Source organism: Roseovarius atlanticus, from assembly GCF_001441615.1.
Classification (GTDB): domain Bacteria; phylum Pseudomonadota; class Alphaproteobacteria; order Rhodobacterales; family Rhodobacteraceae; genus Roseovarius; species Roseovarius atlanticus.
The window spans coordinates 110,291-125,846 of sequence record NZ_LAXJ01000009.1 but is presented as its reverse complement, the minus strand read 5'-3'; the positions used below and the strand labels follow the sequence as shown (position 1 = coordinate 125,846).

Genomic DNA, 15,556 nt, shown 5'->3' with positions numbered 1-15,556 from the left:
TGCGATGACGCCTGGCGCAGGGCGGTATCCGTTCCGACCCGCGGTCTGCGCGGATCAGTGGTTGGAGTGGTCCATGCTTTCGCCGTCTTCCGGGCGGACTTCGACATTGAACGTGACCTCGACCTCGCCGGCGTTTTCAAATATCAGCGTCGCCGGAATTTTCTGGCCGTCTTCGAACGGCGCCTCCAGCCCCATAAACATCACGTGATACCCGCCGGGGGCGAGTTCGACTGTTTCGCCAGCCGGAATAGGCAAATTGTCGACATGCATCATTCTGGCGACGCCGTCGGATTCCTCGGTGGTGTGGACCTCGACTTTGGGGAAGTCGGCACGCACCTCGAGCAGTACGTCGTCTGTGTCGCCAGTGTTGGTAATGGTGAGAAAACCGGCGCCGGCCTTGGCCATTTTGGGCGTCTCGAACGCCATTGGGTGCATGATTTCCAGATTGCCCACCGTGTAATCATGCGCGGTGGCGATGCCCGTCGAAAGGATCAGGGCGGATGCAAGGATAAGAAGGGTTTTCATGTCGGTTTCCTGTGGTGTGGTGGCGCGGGCCATCGGCCGCGTGCCGGATGTGGTGTGAAAACGCGCCGGGCCGAAGCCCGCCTGCGTGGATCGCCTGGGGAAGTGGCACCACGGCGGTGCCCGCACTGGATCAGGCCGACAGGGGCGGGGCGCGGGCGGCGTTCTGAACCGGTGCGCCGGGAACAGGCCGAGATCTGTGGGTCTGCACGAGCGCGAGCGCGCCCGGCAGCTGCAACGGCGTTGGCCGAGTCTGGTCCACGGCCAGGTCGAAGGCGGTCACGCCGAAGAACGGGCACGGATCGGCCAGCAGGCCGGTTTCGCCGTCGTTTTTCACCGGCAGGCCGGTTTCCATCGAGACATAGACGATCTGCCCGCCAGAGCAGAGCGCCATCACCCCCGGCTCCGGCGCGGCGAGGATCGTGGGCTGGGCCACGACGCGGATCGCGATGAACAGCGCGAGCAGCACAGTGAGGGCCGCCTTGCAGATCGCCGTCATGTCTCGCGCCATGTGCATGAGGTGTTTCCTTGCCGTTCAGCCGCGTTGATACAGTGGGATCGCCGCTTGGAAAAGCCCGGTGAAATGCCGCACTAGCCGCGCAACCGCTGGCGCCAGAGCGTGAAAAGCCCCGCAGCCACGATTAGCCCCGCGCCAAGCGCCACGTTGAGGCGTATGGTTTCGGAAAAGACCAGGATGCCGATGGTGCTGGCAAAGACCAGTTGCAGGTAGGCGAAGGGCTGCACCGCGCTGGCCTCAGCCACCTCGTAGCACTTGATGAGCGTGTAGTGCCCCGCCGCACCGGTGACGCAAAGCGCGGCCATCCAGAGCCAGTTGTAGGCCGACATCGGCTCCCAGAACCATAGGCCGACGGCGGTCATGGCCACCGAGCCCACGGTGCCGGTCCAGAAAAAGCTGGTCGCGGCGCTGTCGCGTCGGCCGACGTAGCGTGTGAGCAGACCGTAGAGTGCGAACATCAGGGCCGCGATCAGCGGCACGATCGCCTCGGGCTGGAAGACGCCGAAGCCCGGTTGCAGGATGATGATGACGCCGACGAAGCCCACGCCAATGGCCGCCCAGCGGCGCCAGCCGACGCTTTCGCCCAGCACCGGGCCGGAGAGAGCGGCGATCAGCAGCGGGTAGCAGGCGAAGACGGCGTGGCTTTCGACCAACCCCAAGAGGGTGAAGCCGAAGATCATCACGCAGATCTCGGCCACCAGCAGCACGGCGCGAAAGCCTTGTACCAGTGGCTGATCCGTGCGGGCGGCGGCGCGCAGGCCGCCGGCGGTGCGGCTGGCCACGGTCATCACGAAGGCCGCGAAGAACCAGTAGCGGATCATCACGATCATCAGCACGTTGTATTCCCGCGCCAGATATTGCGAGATGCCGTCCTGCACCGAGAAGATGAAGGTGGTCGTCACCATCATCAGGATGCCGAGACGGGTGTTCTGCTCTGCCATGGTCAGATCTTCCTTGCGCGGGTCATGTGCCGCTTGCGCCCGTATCCCGGAACGCGGGCAACTTCAAACCCGGCGGCTTGCAATCCGCGCCGGACAAAGCCCGCCGCGGTATAGGTGGCGGCGGTGCCGCCCGGTATGGTGTGCTCGCCCACTTGCCGCATCAGGGCCTCTTCCCACAGCTCGGGGTTCTTTGCCGGAGAAAAGCCGTCGAGGAACCAGGCGTCGGCCATCCCGTCCCAGCCGGGCAGGGTGGCGCGGGCGTCGCCAATCATGATGCGCAGGGCGAAATCGGGGCCGGTCAGAGGCTCGTTGAAGGGTCCGCCGCGTTCCAGTTCGAGCGCCTCGAACGGCAAGTCGTAAAAGACCGAAAGCGCGCGCGCGATTTGTGCGGGCTCCATCGGGAACGCCTCGAAACTGGTGAAATGCAGGGTGCCGGGCACGCCCGCCGCGCGCCATGCCTGAAGTGCGGTCAGGAAGTTCAGCCCGGTGCCGAAACCCAGCTCGGCCACGTGAAACCCGTCGCGGAACCGGGCGGGCAGGTCGTTGCCGTCCAGAAAGACGTGGCGCGTTTCGGCCAGGCCGTTTTCCAGGCTGAAATACGGATCGTCGAACCGGGTGGAGACGGGCACGTCGCCGTCGCGCCATTCCAGTTCTGCCTGCTGGTCCTGCATCGCGCCTTCCGGTACTCAGGGAAAATCCCGGCGACCATGCCGTCGGGCAGGGGAAATGACAATGGCAGACGTCACCATCTACGGCGCCGGGATCTTCGGCCTTTCCATCGCCTTCACCTGCCAGTCGCGGGGTGCGAAGGTGCGGGTGATCGACCCCGGCGGCGTGGGCGCGGGGGCGTCGGGTGGCGTGGTGGGTGCGTTGGCGCCGCACGTGCCCGAGAACTGGAACGAGAAGAAGGCGTTTCAGCTGGACAGCCTGCTGATGGCCGAGGCGTTCTGGGCCGAGGTGGCGCAGGTGTCAGGCCTGCCCTCGGGCTATGCGCGGACGGGCCGGGTGCAGCCGGTGGCGGACGAGGCCGGACTCGCTCTGGCACGGCAGCGGGAAATCACGGCAGGTGAATTATGGGGCGAGTGCGCAACATGGCAGGTGGTGACGGCGGATACGGTGGCTCATGCGCCGGTCACGCCTACGGGGTTGCTGATATTTGACACGCTGTCGGCGCGGTTGCATCCGCGTGAAGGTTGCCGGGCACTGGCGGCGGCCATCTTGGCGCGAGGCGGAGAGATCCTGGCCGAAGGCAAAGCGACGGGCCGTGTGGTCCATGCCACGGGCGTTGCCGGATTTGCCGAGTTGTCCCACAAGCTGGGCGCGCCGGTGGGCAATGGGGTGAAAGGTCAGGGCGCGGTGCTGGATTTCGCGGCGCCGGACGCGCCGCAGGTCTTTGCCGACACGCTGCACGTGATCTTTCATCGCAACGGGACGACCGCCGTGGGATCGACCTCGGAGAGAGAGTATGACAGCGCGACGGACACGGACGCGCAACTGGACGAGGTGCTGGCCCGTGCCCGCGCGGCGGTGCCGGCATTGCGGGACGCGCAGGTCGTCGAACGGTGGGCCGGAGTGCGGCCAAGGGCGCGGTCGCGGGCGCCAATGCTGGGGGTGCATCCGCTTTACCCGGATGAGTTCATCGCAAATGGCGGCTTCAAGATCGGGTTCGGCATGGCCCCTAAGGTGGCGCAGGTGATGGCGGACCTCGTACTGGACGGGCGGGACACGATTCCGGCGGTGTTCAGGCCCGAGGCGTCTTTGCCGAAACCGGGCTGATCAGCCCGCCTGCGCGGACATGCATTGCCGGCCGTCGGGGCCGCGCACCCAGCATTTTCCGTCCTCGCCCCAGCAGAGTTCTGCTGTCTCAAAGTGCATCAGGGGGCTGGTCGCGCGGAAGCTGAAGCGTTTCAGCCCGCCCAGCTCGGCAGCGGCCATCTGCATCAGGTGATGCGCCAGCAGGGGGCCGTGGACGACGAGGCCGTCATAGCCTTCGACGTTGCGGGCATACGCGTCATCGTAGTGGATGCGGTGGCCGTTGAAGGTGAGCGCGGAGTAGCGGAAGAGAAGCGTGCTGTCGAAGCTGACCGTGCGGGTTTTCACCGCGCCGTCGGGAGCGCGGGGCGGTTGCGGTTTTTGGCCCGTCTCATCCTCGCGATAGACGAGGTCCTGATGCTCGGTGATGCAACAGGTGTCGTCTTGCCAGATTTCGTGGCGCAGGGTGACGAAGGCCAGTGGGCCGCTGCGGCCCTGTTTGTGCTGGGCCTTTTCGCGGGTGGTGCGGCGCGTGGCGGGCTGGCCCGCGCGGAAGGGGGCGTGGAATTCCAGTTGCCCGCCGGCCCACATGCGCCGGGGCAGGCCCATGTCGGGGATGACGCCGCCCAGTTTCGGATGCCCGTCGCGGCCAAGGTCGTCGGGCACCTGCGGGTCCCAGAAATAGATCTGGTGAAAGAAGGGCGGTAGGGCGTCGCCAGCCTGCACGGTCGGGGTTTCACCCAGTGTTGCCTGAAGCGCGCGGGCGCGGGCCGGGTCGATTGGATCGTGAAGGGTTTGCGTGGCGTCTGTCATGTTGGCCTGCCATCCGGTTTCGGCGTATGTCTATGCTGGCGCCGCGTGAAAAGACAATGCCTGCGACGAAAGGAATTCCCATGCCGCCCCGAGTGACATCGCTGGACCATTTGGTGCTGACCGTGGCAGATATCGATGTGACGGTGGCGTTCTACACCGATGTTCTGGGCATGAGCGCGGAGGCTTTCACCCCTGCCGACGGGTCGCGGCGGTGGGCGCTGAAATTCGGGGCGCAGAAGGTCAACCTGCACAAGGCGGGGGCGGAGTTCGAGCCGAAGGCGGCATATCCCGCGCCCGGGACGGCGGACCTGTGTTTCCTGAGCGTTGTGCCGCTGGCTGACTGGCAGGCGCATCTGGCCGTGCAGGGCGTGACGGTCGAGGAAGGGCCGGTGCCGCGGACCGGGGCGACGGGGCCGCTGACCTCGATCTACATACGCGACCCGGATGGTAACCTGATCGAGATTTCCAACGCCGGTTGAGCGCCTAGTCCGGCTCGGCAAAGCTTTCGGCGCAGAAACGGTGGATTTCCAGCGTGTCGCTCCAGTGATCCTTGGGCAGGCCCGCCTTGACCTTCAATGCTCTCAGGAATTCGGCGGGGTCGGGCAGGCTCTCCCAGACCATCGGCAGGAAGATGCCGCGTTTGGCCCCGTCGCGCAGGATCAGACCGTCGCGGTGGGGCGTCAGTTGTGACAGAAGGTCGGACGCGCCTGAAAACGTCATTGGCGCGGAGGGGGACAGAACGGCTATCTTGAGGCGCAGGCCGGGGACTTCTTCGGCGGTCACGGGCGCGAAGCGCGGGTCGGCGGAGGCGGCCTTGACCGTGTTTTCGGACATATCGCGGACAAGGGGTCGATGTGCTGTGAGCGAGCCGATGCAGCCGCGCAGGCGTCCGTCCTGTTGCAGGGTGATGAAGCTGGCGGCGTGGCCGCGCAGTGCCTGGGGGAAGCTGGTTTCATCCAACTTTGGAGGTTTGCCGCGCTTGGTGAAGGACTCCAGCGTCTGGCGGGCGGCCCTGAGCAGCATCTCGCGGTGGCGCGGGATGATGACCTCGTCGGTGGTGTCGAATAGCGCCCACGCGCCGTAGCCAACGGTACGCGACGTGTCGCCGGTGACATCCGCGCTGGAGGCCATGGCCAGACGGGCGACGCGCAGGCCCGCGCCCGTGGCCGAGGCGAGAAAGCCAGTGATGGCGGCGGCGCCGCAGGCATGGCGGGAGGTCAGCGTCGTGCCCTGGGCGGTTTCCAGCAGCTTTGCGGTCTCCGCATCCTTGGCGTCCGCCGCGTCGCGGGGCAGGAAATGGCTGAGATCGCTGGACAGGACGAAAAGCGGCTGGCCGTCAGCGGTGAGGTGGTCAATGGCTGCGGCAACCTGCTCTTGCGGCGCATTGCCGATAACGAGCGGCACCACCTTGGCGCGGGGATGCAGGCGGTGCAGGAAAGCAAGCTGCGTTTCGATCCCGTGCTCGCGGTCATGGGCGGGATCCTCGACATGGGCCAGCCCGGCCTGCACGAGGCTGTTGGCGGCGGGCCGGTCGATCATCACGTCGAAGCCGGGCATCGCGTAGCCTTTTTGCGAGGGCAGGGCGATGCCGTCGAAAGCGTGCGCATGAGACGGCGACAGGACGACGATCGTCGAGGGCCGCCCACGGGCAGTGGCGCGCCACGCCACGCCGGTCAGCCAGCCGGAAAAGCGATAGCCCGCATGGGGCGAGATGATCGCAAGGGGCACCGAGCCTTCGGGCCGCCAGCTGCTGGTGCCACGGGTGATGCAGCTTTCGACCTCGGACCAGAGCACTTGCGCGTCTGCCGGATAGAAGGTTCCGGCAGTGGCGGGCTGGCGCATGAGGAGGTCGGGTTCACTGTTCATTTGAGGGTCGCATCCCTATCTTGTCGTCAGGATCATGGAGGAAAACGACCGGCGATGCACCCCGCGCGATTCTGGGAGACTGAAAGCGATGGCCGGCTGCGCTGCACCTTGTGCCCGCGCTTTTGCACCTTGCGGGACGGGCAGCGCGGCATGTGTTTCGTGCGGATGCGGCAGGGCGACCGGATGGTGCTGGACACCTACGGGCGCTCGACCGGGTTCTGCATCGACCCGATCGAGAAAAAGCCGCTGAATCATTTCCTGCCCGGTACGCCGGTGCTGAGCTTCGGCACGGCGGGGTGCAACCTGGCGTGCAAGTTCTGCCAGAACCACGAGATATCCAAAAGCCGCGAGGTCGATAGACTGGCGCATGAGGCGGCACCGGAAAAGATTGCCCAAGTGGCGCGGGCAGAAGGCTGTGCCTCGGTGGCGTTCACGTATAATGACCCGGTGATCTTTCACGAATATGCGCTGGACACCGCCGCTGCCTGTCGCGAGGCGGGTATCAAAAGCGTGGCGGTGACGGCGGGGTATGTCTGCGACGCACCACGGGCAGAGTTCTTCGGTGCGATGGATGCGGCGAATATCGACCTCAAGGGATTTACCGAAAGGTTCTATCGCAAGCTGACCGGGTCAGGGATCGCACCGGTGCTGGAGACGATCGATTATGCGGTGAACGAGACCGAGTGCTGGGTCGAGCTGACGACGCTGCTGATCCCCGGCGAGAATGACAGCGCGGCGGAGCTGGAGGCGCTGTCGTCCTGGGTGATGGAGACCTGCGGGCCGGACGTGCCGCTACACTTTACGGCCTTTCATCCCGATCACCGGATGCTGTCGCACGCGCGCACGCCGCTGGAGACCTTGCTGCGGGCGCGGGACGTGGCACATCAGGCGGGGCTGCGGCATGTCTATATCGGCAACGCGCATCACCCCGATGCGCAGTCGAGCTATTGCGCCGGGTGCGGGGACCGCGTGATCGGGCGGGACTGGCACGCGCTGTCGGACTGGAAGCTGGACGATTTCGGCGGCTGCGTCACCTGCGGCACGCGTTTTCCCGGTGTGATAGACGGCCCGCCGGGGGAATGGGGGCGCAAGCGGCTGCCGCTGCGCATGGCGTGAGAATGCCAAAAGGCCCCGGGTGGCGCGCCACCCGGGGTCAGGTTGCCTGGCAGGCGGAGGAAAATCTTACCAGTCCGTCGGGCCCTTCTCGGCGAAGGCATGGACGAGGAAGTCGATGAAGGCGCGGACCTTGGGCTGTGTAAAGCGGCCCGGGGGATAGACCGCGTAAATGCCTTGGGTCTCCATCGGCAGGTCCGGGATCACGTCGACCACGTGCCCGTCCTTCATCGCATTGGCGTAAAGAAAGCTTGGCAGGTAGGCGATGCCGAGACCCGAGATGGCGGCATTGAGCAGCGACTGACCGTCATTGACCGACAGGCCGCCCGCGGTGCGGACCTGGCGCTTTTCGCCCGAGGGCGCGGTCAGCTTCCAGACCGAGCCGTTGGACTGGCTGGAATAGTGCAGAAGCTTGTGTTCATTCAGATCGTCGATCTTGCCGGGGCGGCCGTGCTTTTGCAGGTAGGCCGGGCTGGCGATCATGCGCTTGGTGGTCTCGGTCAGCTTGCGGGCACGCAGCGTGCTGTCTTCCAGCTCGCCGATGCGGATTGCCATGTCAAAGCCTTCCGAGATCAACTCCACATAGCGGTTGTTGAGCACCATGTTGACGGTGATATCCGGGAAATCGTCAAGGAACCGGCCAAGGATCGGGCTGAGATGGTTCACGCCAAAGTCGGTGGCCACCGAGATGCGCAAAAGGCCCGAGGGATCGGACTGCATCGAACTGACCAGCGCGTCGGCCTCGCCTGCGTCGTTCAGAACCCGCAGGGCACGGTCGTAATAGGCCAGGCCGATTTCCGTCGGGCTGACCCGGCGGGTGGTCCGGTTCAGCAGGCGCGCGCCCAGACGTGCCTCAAGCGACGAGACGTGCTTGGATACGGCGGACTTGGAGATGCCCATCTTGCGCGCCGCGTCGGTGAACCCACCCTGGTCCACGACGGTCGCAAAGGCCTCCATTTCGGTAAGGCGATCCATTCTCGATACCCTCGTCGTTTCTTGTTGAGTTGAAGGTATCGCGGGAAATTCAGGCACAACTGCGGCGCGGGCCAGACAATATCTTGGTTTTGTGGTGGATCGTTCGTGGCCCGGAAACGGCTTTCGCATGATGCACCGGCGCATGTAGTCTTGTCGCGGCGACGGCGCGGCCCATGTCTAGAAGCGTCGCAGGGCCGTTCACGAGACGCGGGCCCCTGCGGGATCCGAACAAGGGAGAGCTCTCATGAAACTGTTTACCAAGACCGCTGCCGCTCTGGCGCTGACCGCCTCGATGGCCTTTGCCCAAAGCACACCGGCCCCGGAGGGCGCCGAGGTCTATTTCGTCAACCTCGAGGACGGTGCGACCGTGTCGGCCCCTGTGAAGGTCGTCTTCGGCCTGAGCGGTATGGGTGTGGCGCCTGCCGGTACCGAGAAAGAGAATACCGGGCATCATCACATCCTGGTTGACCGTGCGCCCCTGGGCGAAGGCCCCGATGGCGAAGAAGAGCTGCAGAACGCACTTCCGGCGGATGAAAACCATGTTCATTTCGGCGGCGGCCAGACCGAGGTCGAACTGGATCTGGAGCCGGGCGAGCACACGCTGCAACTGGTGCTGGGCGACATGAACCACGTGCCGCATGACCCGCCGGTCACGTCGGAGCAGATCACGATCACGGTCGAGTAACCTCGGTCAGATCCACTTCAGCTTTCGCAGAATCCAGATCGCGCCAAAGGTCAGGACAACCAGCCCGATGCACAGGGCCGCGAAAGCCCAGGGGGTGTCCACGCCGGGCATCCCCGCCACGTTCACGCCGAACAGCCCGGTGATGAAGCCCAGCGGCAGGAACACGGCGGCCACGATCGACAGGATATAGCCGTTGCGGTTCTGCCGCTGGTCGGCTTGCGTGGCGTGATGGTCCTGCACGGCGTCCATCCGGCCGATCATCGATTCCAGTTCCTCGACCGCCAGCTTTGCCAGGTTGCCCAATTCGCGCAGGCGGGCACGGGCATCGGAGGTGACAAGCTCGCTGTCGGTGCCGACGAGGGCGATCAGCGCGTCGCGCTGCGGGGCGAGGTATCGGCGCAGGCGGATCGCCATGCGTTGTTCTTCGGCCAGATCCTCTGGCGGGTCTTCGTCGTCATCCTCGACGCTGTCTTCCATGTCGTCCACGCGGCGACTGAGGTCGAAAACCGTGTCCTGAACGCGGGTCATTAGCCGCTGTGCGAGGTCATGGACAAAGGCGATGGGGCTGGCGGGGGCGGTTCCGGCGGCCGCGTCCTCGCGAATGGCATCGATGGCGAAGACCCGGCGCTTGCGCACCGTCACGACCAGGCGGTCGGTCACCCACATGCGCACGGCAACCATTTGATCGGCGGGGCCGTCTGCGTTGAGGTTGACGCCGCGCAGGTTCAGCATCAGTCCATCGCCGTAGCGATCGCAGCGCGGTCGGGTCTCGGCGGCCAGAAGTGCTGTGGCCGGAATTGCGGGGACATGCGCCTCGAGCCAGTCCGGAAGATCGGGTTCGGCAAGGTCGAAATGCCACCAGGCATAGCCCTCGTCCGGGATGGTTTCCGAGGCAGGGCGGGCGGTGCCATCGGGGGCGATATCAAAGGCGCAAACTGGCATGGCTGGAACCTAGAGCCGGGAAATACCGGCGGCAAGGCCTATAGAGACGCCGCCAGCCGGGTGCCCTGGTCGATAGCGCGCTTGGCGTCGAGTTCGGCGGCCACGTCCGCGCCGCCGATCACGTGACAGGCGATGCCCTTGGCCTCGAGCGCGTCGGCAAGGCTGCGTTCGCTGACCTGTCCGGCGCACAGCACGATGGTGTCGACCTCCAGCGTGCGCGGGTCTTCGCGAGCTTCGCCGTTCGAGACAACAAGGCCTGTGGGGTCTATGCGTTCGTAATTGATGCCGCCGACCATCTCGACATTCTTCATTCTTAGCGACGCGCGGTGGATCCAGCCGGTGGTTTTGCCCAGCCGCTTGCCCACGCGCTCGGACTTGCGCTGCAACAGAGTGACGGCGCGGGCGGGTGCGTCGGGCTGCGGGCCTTCGGGGGCAAGCCCGCCGGGGGTTTGCGCGGGGTCGCCGACGCCCCATTCCTCTTTCCATTCCTTTAGGTTCTCGGTCGGGCTTTCGCCCTCGTGCACCAGAAACTCGGCCACATCGAACCCGATGCCGCCGGCGCCGATGATGGCCACGCGCTTGCCCGCCGGCTTCTTGTGCTTCAGCACGTCGATATAGCTGAGCGTGTTGTCGCCATCCTGGCCTTCGATTTCCGGGTCGCGGGGCAGTACGCCGGTGGCGATGACCACCTCGTCAAAGCCAATCAGGTCGTCGGCCTGCACATCATGGCCCAGTGTCACGGTCACGCCGGTTTCCTTCAGCATGGTATCGTACCATTCGACAAGGCCGAAGAATTCCTCCTTGCCGGGGATCTGCTTGGCCATGTTGAGCTGGCCGCCGATCTGCGTGTCGCGGTCGAAGAGCGTCACGTCATGGCCGCGCTGGGCTGCCGTGATCGCGGTGGAAAGCCCCGCGGGACCGGCACCGACCACGGCCACGGTCTTGGGGGTGTCGGCCGGCGTGATCGGCAACTCGGTTTCATAGCAGGCGCGCGGGTTCACGAGGCAGGTCGAGATTTTGCCCGAAAATGTGTGGTCCAAGCAGGCCTGGTTGCAGGCGATGCAGGGCGCGATTGTGTCGGCGCGGCCTTCGACGGCCTTCTTGACGAACTCCGCATCGGCCAGGAAGGGGCGGGCCATCGACACCATGTCGGCGCAGCCGTCGGCCAGCACGTCCTCGGCCACTTGCGGCGTGTTGATCCGGTTCGAGGTGATGACCGGGATGCCCACGTGCCCCATCAGCTTTTTCGTGACCCAGGTGAAGGCCGCGCGCGGCACGGATGTGACGATGGTGGGCACGCGCGCCTCGTGCCAGCCGATGCCGGTGTTGATGATGCTGGCCCCTGCCTTTTCGACCTCCTTCGCCAGTTGCAGCACCTCGTCGAAAGTCGAGCCTTCGGGCACGAGGTCGATCATCGACAGGCGGTAGATCAGGACGAAATCGGAGCCGACCGCCTCTCGCACGCGGCGCACGATTTCCAGCGGCAGACGCATCCGGTTTTCGTAGGACCCGCCCCAGCGATCCTCGCGCTTGTTGGTGTGGCGCACGAGGAACTGGTTAATGAAATACCCCTCGGAGCCCATGATCTCGACCCCGTCATAGCCGGCCTCGCGGGCGCGGGCGGCGGCGGTGACGATATCGGCGATCTGTTTCTCGATGCCGTCTTCGTCCAGCTCTTTCGGCGGAAAGGGCGAGATGGGCGACTTGATGGGCGAGGGGGCGACGCATTCATTGCCGTAGGCATAGCGGCCCGCATGAAGGATCTGCATGGCGATCAGGCTGCCGGCCTCGTGCACCCGGTCTGTGACCACCTTGTGGTTGGCGATGTCCTGATCGTTGAAGAGCCCCGCCGCGCCGGGAAAGACCCCGCCCTCGCGATTGGGCGCCATGCCGCCGGTGACCATCAGGGACACACCGCCACGGGCGCGGGCGGCATAGAATTCGGCCACGCGATTCCAGTCCTTGGTCTCTTCCAGGCCGGTGTGCATCGAGCCCATCAGCACGCGGTTCTTCAGCGTGACGTGGCCCAGATCGAGCGGGGCGAGCAGGTGCGGGTATTGGGTCATGTGCGGCCTCCCGGGGGACGTTCGGATCAAAACGTAGGTTGACGCGCACCATGGTCACGTCAGCCGCGATTGTCACGTCCGACGCTGCGTTAGGCGGCGGAACGGGTCACCCGGATGTGATGCCAGGTGCGGGGGCGAGTGGTTGACGACAGTGTGTGATCCTGTCCAAACTTCGCGCCAACCAAATATGCAAGGAGACCGCCTATGCTGACCCGACGCAACCTTCTCGCCGGTGCCGCCGGTCTGGTGGCCACGGCCCCGCTCGCCGGTCTGGCGCAATCCGGCCCGGCCATTCACGTGATGAAAGATCCCAACTGTGGCTGCTGCGGCGCGTGGATGGAGATTTTGCAAGGCGACGGCTTTGCCGTGACCAGCGAGGATGCGTTCGGCACGATCCTGTCGCGCTACAAGATCGACAATGGCATTCCGCAGCAGATGATCTCGTGCCACACGGCCAAGGTCGACGGGTACATGATCGAAGGTCACGTGCCGCCCGCCGATATCCGCCGCCTGCTGGACGAGCGCCCCGACGCGGTGGGCCTTGCGGTGCCGGGGATGCCCTACGGCTCGCCGGGGATGGGACCGGAGGACCGGCGCGAGGCCTATGACGTGCACCTGATCCTGCGGGGCGGCAGCACCGAGGTCTTTTCCAGCTACGACGCGGCGGCCTGAACCACCGGGCTCAGGCGCTGGCCGCCCAATCCCAGTACATCTCGCGCACGCGGCGGGTGACCGGGCCGATCTGGTAATTGGTGTCGTCAAACGCCGTGACCGGTGTGACCTTCATCATGTTGCCCGACAGGAAGACCTCGTCGGCGTCGTGGAAATCCTCGAAGGACAGGACGCATTCATGCACGGTGAAGCCATCGGCGCGCAGGTTTTCGATATGCCGCGCGCGGGTGATCCCGGCCAGGAAGGTGCCGTTGGGCACGGGCGTGAAGACCTCGCCATCCTTGACGGCAAAGGCGTTTGCAGTGGCGGCCTCGGCCACGTTGCCAAGCGCGTCGGCCACCAGCGCGTTGGTGAAGCCCTTGGATTTCGCCTCGGCCAACATCCGGGCGTTATTGGGGTAAAGGCAGGCAGCCTTGGCGTTGACCACCGCGTCCTCAAGCACCGGGCGGCGAAAGCGCGTGCGGGTGATGGTGGCGGAATGCTCGGGCGGGGCCATCGGGATTTCTTCGAGGCTGATGGCAAATCCGGTCGCGCCGCCTTCTTTGGGCACGATGGCCGACATGCCGCCTTCAATCGCCCAGTACATGGGGCGGATGTACACCGCCGCGTCGGAAGCGTAGGCTTTCAGGCCCTCTTGGACTATCTCGACCATATCGTCGGTCGTGACGCTGGGCGTGACCATCAGCGCCTCGGCCGAGGCGTTCACCCGGGCGCAGTGCCGGTCGAGGTCTGGGGTCAGGCCATGGGCGAAGCGGGCGCCGTCAAAGACGTTGGAGCCCAACCACATGCCATGATCGGCGGCGCGCATCACGGGGATGTCGCCGTCATGCCAAGTGCCGTCGAAATAGGTCCGGATATTGCTGCCTGTGGCCATGGTCGCCTCCCTTTGGCGCGGAGCCTAAGCCGGGGGCGCGGCAGGGTCCAGAGGGGTCAGTCCGCCTCAGCCAGCAGCGCCTCTAGATCCAGCCGGGTGTTTACCATCCTGAGGTTGCCAGTGGCGTCGCGCGGCCAGTCCTCGGGCGCGCGGTCACGGTAGAGCTCGACGCCGTTGCCATCCGGATCAGACAGGTAGACCGCCTCGCTGACCCCGTGATCGGCGGCGCCCTCCAACTGGATGCCGGCCTCCAGAACGCGTTTCAGAACCTGCGCCAGCGCCTTGCGGTCGGGATAGAGAAAAGCCGTGTGGTATAGCCCGGTATGCCCCGGCGGAGGCGGTGTGCCGCCCTTGCTGTCCCAAGTGTTCAGGCCGATATGATGGTGATAGCCGCCCGCGGACAGAAAGGCGGCCTCGGTGCCGTAGCGTTGTTGCAATTCGAAACCCAGAACGCCGGAATAGAAGCCGATGGCGCGCTCGAGATCGGCAACACGCAGGTGTACGTGGCCGATGCGGGTTTCGGGATGCGTTGTGAATGCCATGATATGACCCTTTCTTGCTTGCCGCAGAAATGGGCCAGTTTCAGGCTTCAGGCAATTCCGTACCCTGACGCAGAGACGGTGCGCAAACACACAGGGCTTTCATCGTTCTGAAAGTACTCCGGGGTGTTTGAGGGGCAGCGCCCCTCATTCCAGCCAATCCAGCGTGGCGCAGCCACTCATTTGGGTCAGGCGCCGACCATGCCGACGATCTCTTTCGTTTTCTTCAGGATCGGTGCGGCGATCTCGCGGGCCTTGCCGGCGCCGTCCGACAGGATGCGGTCGATCTCGGCGGTGTCCTGCATCAGGCGGGCCATTTCGTCTGAAATCGGCGCCAGCTTTTCCACCGCCAGTTCGGCCAGCGCGGGCTTGAACGTGCCGAATTGCTGCCCGCCCACGTCGCGCATAACCTGATCGACGCTCTGGTCATTGAGGGCGGCGTAGATGTTCACAAGGTTGCGGGCCTCGGGGCGATCCTCCAGCCCTTCGGCGTCGGACGGCAGGGGTTCGGGGTCGGTCTTGGCCTTGCGGATCTTCTTGGAGATCGTGTCGGCGTCGTCGGTCAGGTTGATCCGGGACATGTCCGATGGGTCGGATTTCGACATCTTTTTGGACCCGTCGCGCAGGCTCATGACGCGGGTCGCGGCGCCCTCGATCACCGGTTCGGTGATGGGGAAGAAATCGACCTCGAAATCGTTGTTGAACTTGATCGCGATGTCGCGCGTCAGTTCCAGGTGCTGCTTCTGATCCTCGCCCACGGGCACATGGGTGGCGTGATAGGCCAGGATGTCGGCGGCCATCAGCGCCGGGTACGCAAAAAGGCCCAGCGAGGCGTTTTCCTGGTTCTTGCCGGCCTTGTCCTTCCACTGGGTCATCCGCTTCATCCAGCCCATGCGGGCGACGCAGTTGAAGATCCAGGCCAGTTCGGCATGGGCCGAGACCTGGCTTTGGTTGAAGAGGATCGACCGCGCCGGATCGACGCCCGAGGCGATGAAGCCGGCGGTAAGTTCGCGCGTGGCGTGGCGCAGGGCGGCAGGGTCCTGCCAGACGGTGATGGCGTGCATGTCGACCATGCAGAAGATCGACTCGACCCCGCTGTTCTGGCTGTCGGCGAACCGCTTGAGCGCGCCGAGGTAATTGCCCAGCGTCAGGCCGCCCGACGGCTGGATGCCGGAAAAGACGCGGGGGGTGAAGCTGGCCTCGGCCATGGCGGACTCCGTCTGGAAATTCGTGTCCGCCTCGCTTACTGCTGCGGTCAACAGCCGTCAAGGAGGCCACG

The 15,556-nt window shown here is 65.2% G+C and carries 17 protein-coding genes; 5 read left to right on the top strand and 12 right to left on the bottom strand.

Features of this window, described 5'->3' with window-relative positions:
- Positions 1-54: 54 nt before the first annotated feature.
- The 4 genes from XM53_RS10775 to mnmD all read right to left on the bottom strand — a co-directional run bounded on the left by XM53_RS10775 (position 55) and on the right by mnmD (position 2,651).
- A complete protein-coding gene (locus tag XM53_RS10775; RefSeq protein ID WP_057793154.1) occupies positions 55-525 on the bottom strand; it encodes a copper chaperone PCu(A)C in 471 nt (156 codons plus the stop codon).
- 130 nt (positions 526-655) lie between these two features.
- Entirely contained in the window at positions 656-1,039 is a 384-nt protein-coding gene (locus XM53_RS10770) for a hypothetical protein (protein WP_057793152.1), read from the bottom strand.
- Positions 1,040-1,113: 74 nt separating this feature from the next.
- Positions 1,114-1,980 carry a DMT family transporter gene (locus tag XM53_RS10765; protein ID WP_057793150.1) on the bottom strand — a complete coding sequence of 289 codons (867 nt, stop codon included), beginning with the start codon at positions 1,978-1,980 and terminating at the stop codon, positions 1,114-1,116.
- Positions 1,981-1,982: 2 nt separating this feature from the next.
- On the bottom strand, positions 1,983-2,651 hold the full coding sequence (gene mnmD / locus XM53_RS10760) for a tRNA (5-methylaminomethyl-2-thiouridine)(34)-methyltransferase MnmD (RefSeq protein ID WP_057793149.1): 669 nt from the start codon (positions 2,649-2,651) through the stop codon (positions 1,983-1,985).
- A 61-nt stretch (positions 2,652-2,712) separates the two neighbouring features.
- Between mnmD and XM53_RS10755 the strand changes: the two genes are divergently transcribed.
- Entirely contained in the window at positions 2,713-3,756 is a 1,044-nt protein-coding gene (locus tag XM53_RS10755) for an NAD(P)/FAD-dependent oxidoreductase (RefSeq protein ID WP_057793147.1), read from the top strand.
- Here the strand turns inward: XM53_RS10755 and XM53_RS10750 are convergent, their stop codons facing one another.
- Positions 3,757-4,545 carry an FAS1-like dehydratase domain-containing protein gene (locus XM53_RS10750; RefSeq protein WP_057793145.1) on the bottom strand — a complete coding sequence of 263 codons (789 nt, stop codon included), beginning with the start codon at positions 4,543-4,545 and terminating at the stop codon, positions 3,757-3,759.
- An 80-nt stretch (positions 4,546-4,625) separates the two neighbouring features.
- Between XM53_RS10750 and XM53_RS10745 the strand changes: the two genes are divergently transcribed.
- On the top strand, positions 4,626-5,024 hold the full coding sequence (locus XM53_RS10745; protein ID WP_057793143.1) for a VOC family protein: 399 nt from the start codon (positions 4,626-4,628) through the stop codon (positions 5,022-5,024).
- Between the two features lie 4 nt (positions 5,025-5,028).
- On the opposite strand, the gene amrB is transcribed toward XM53_RS10745, so the two are convergent.
- Positions 5,029-6,411, bottom strand: coding sequence for an AmmeMemoRadiSam system protein B (amrB, locus tag XM53_RS10740; protein ID WP_057793141.1), 1,383 nt, complete (start codon positions 6,409-6,411; stop codon positions 5,029-5,031).
- Positions 6,412-6,465: 54 nt separating this feature from the next.
- Here amrB and amrS point away from each other — a divergent pair, with 54 nt between their 5' ends.
- On the top strand, positions 6,466-7,527 hold the full coding sequence (gene amrS / locus XM53_RS10735; protein ID WP_057793139.1) for an AmmeMemoRadiSam system radical SAM enzyme: 1,062 nt from the start codon (positions 6,466-6,468) through the stop codon (positions 7,525-7,527).
- 66 nt (positions 7,528-7,593) lie between these two features.
- On the opposite strand, the gene XM53_RS10730 is transcribed toward amrS, so the two are convergent.
- Positions 7,594-8,499, bottom strand: a complete 906-nt coding sequence (locus XM53_RS10730) for a LysR family transcriptional regulator (RefSeq protein ID WP_057793137.1) — start codon at positions 8,497-8,499, stop codon at positions 7,594-7,596.
- A gap of 244 nt (positions 8,500-8,743) precedes the next feature.
- Here XM53_RS10730 and XM53_RS10725 point away from each other — a divergent pair, with 244 nt between their 5' ends.
- Complete coding sequence (locus XM53_RS10725) at positions 8,744-9,184, top strand: DUF4399 domain-containing protein (RefSeq protein WP_057793134.1); 441 nt, start codon at positions 8,744-8,746, stop codon at positions 9,182-9,184.
- Positions 9,185-9,190: 6 nt separating this feature from the next.
- Here XM53_RS10725 and XM53_RS10720 read toward each other — a convergent pair whose 3' ends face one another.
- Both XM53_RS10720 and XM53_RS10715 read right to left on the bottom strand, forming a co-directional pair.
- A complete protein-coding gene (locus tag XM53_RS10720) occupies positions 9,191-10,126 on the bottom strand; it encodes a zinc transporter ZntB (protein WP_057793132.1) in 936 nt (311 codons plus the stop codon).
- A gap of 38 nt (positions 10,127-10,164) precedes the next feature.
- Complete coding sequence (locus tag XM53_RS10715) at positions 10,165-12,192, bottom strand: NADPH-dependent 2,4-dienoyl-CoA reductase (protein ID WP_057793130.1); 2,028 nt, start codon at positions 12,190-12,192, stop codon at positions 10,165-10,167.
- 204 nt (positions 12,193-12,396) lie between these two features.
- Between XM53_RS10715 and XM53_RS10710 the strand changes: the two genes are divergently transcribed.
- On the top strand, positions 12,397-12,864 hold the full coding sequence (locus XM53_RS10710; RefSeq protein WP_057793128.1) for a DUF411 domain-containing protein: 468 nt from the start codon (positions 12,397-12,399) through the stop codon (positions 12,862-12,864).
- Positions 12,865-12,874: 10 nt separating this feature from the next.
- Here the strand turns inward: XM53_RS10710 and XM53_RS10705 are convergent, their stop codons facing one another.
- The 3 genes from XM53_RS10705 to trpS form a co-directional block, all read right to left on the bottom strand.
- Positions 12,875-13,738, bottom strand: coding sequence for a branched-chain amino acid aminotransferase (locus tag XM53_RS10705; protein ID WP_057793127.1), 864 nt, complete (start codon positions 13,736-13,738; stop codon positions 12,875-12,877).
- Positions 13,739-13,794: 56 nt separating this feature from the next.
- The gene (locus tag XM53_RS10700; RefSeq protein ID WP_057793125.1) at positions 13,795-14,280 is read right to left on the bottom strand and encodes a VOC family protein; all 486 of its coding nucleotides are present in this window, start codon (positions 14,278-14,280) and stop codon (positions 13,795-13,797) included.
- Positions 14,281-14,465: 185 nt separating this feature from the next.
- Positions 14,466-15,485, bottom strand: coding sequence for a tryptophan--tRNA ligase (trpS, locus tag XM53_RS10695; protein WP_057793123.1), 1,020 nt, complete (start codon positions 15,483-15,485; stop codon positions 14,466-14,468).
- Positions 15,486-15,556 lie beyond the last annotated feature (71 nt).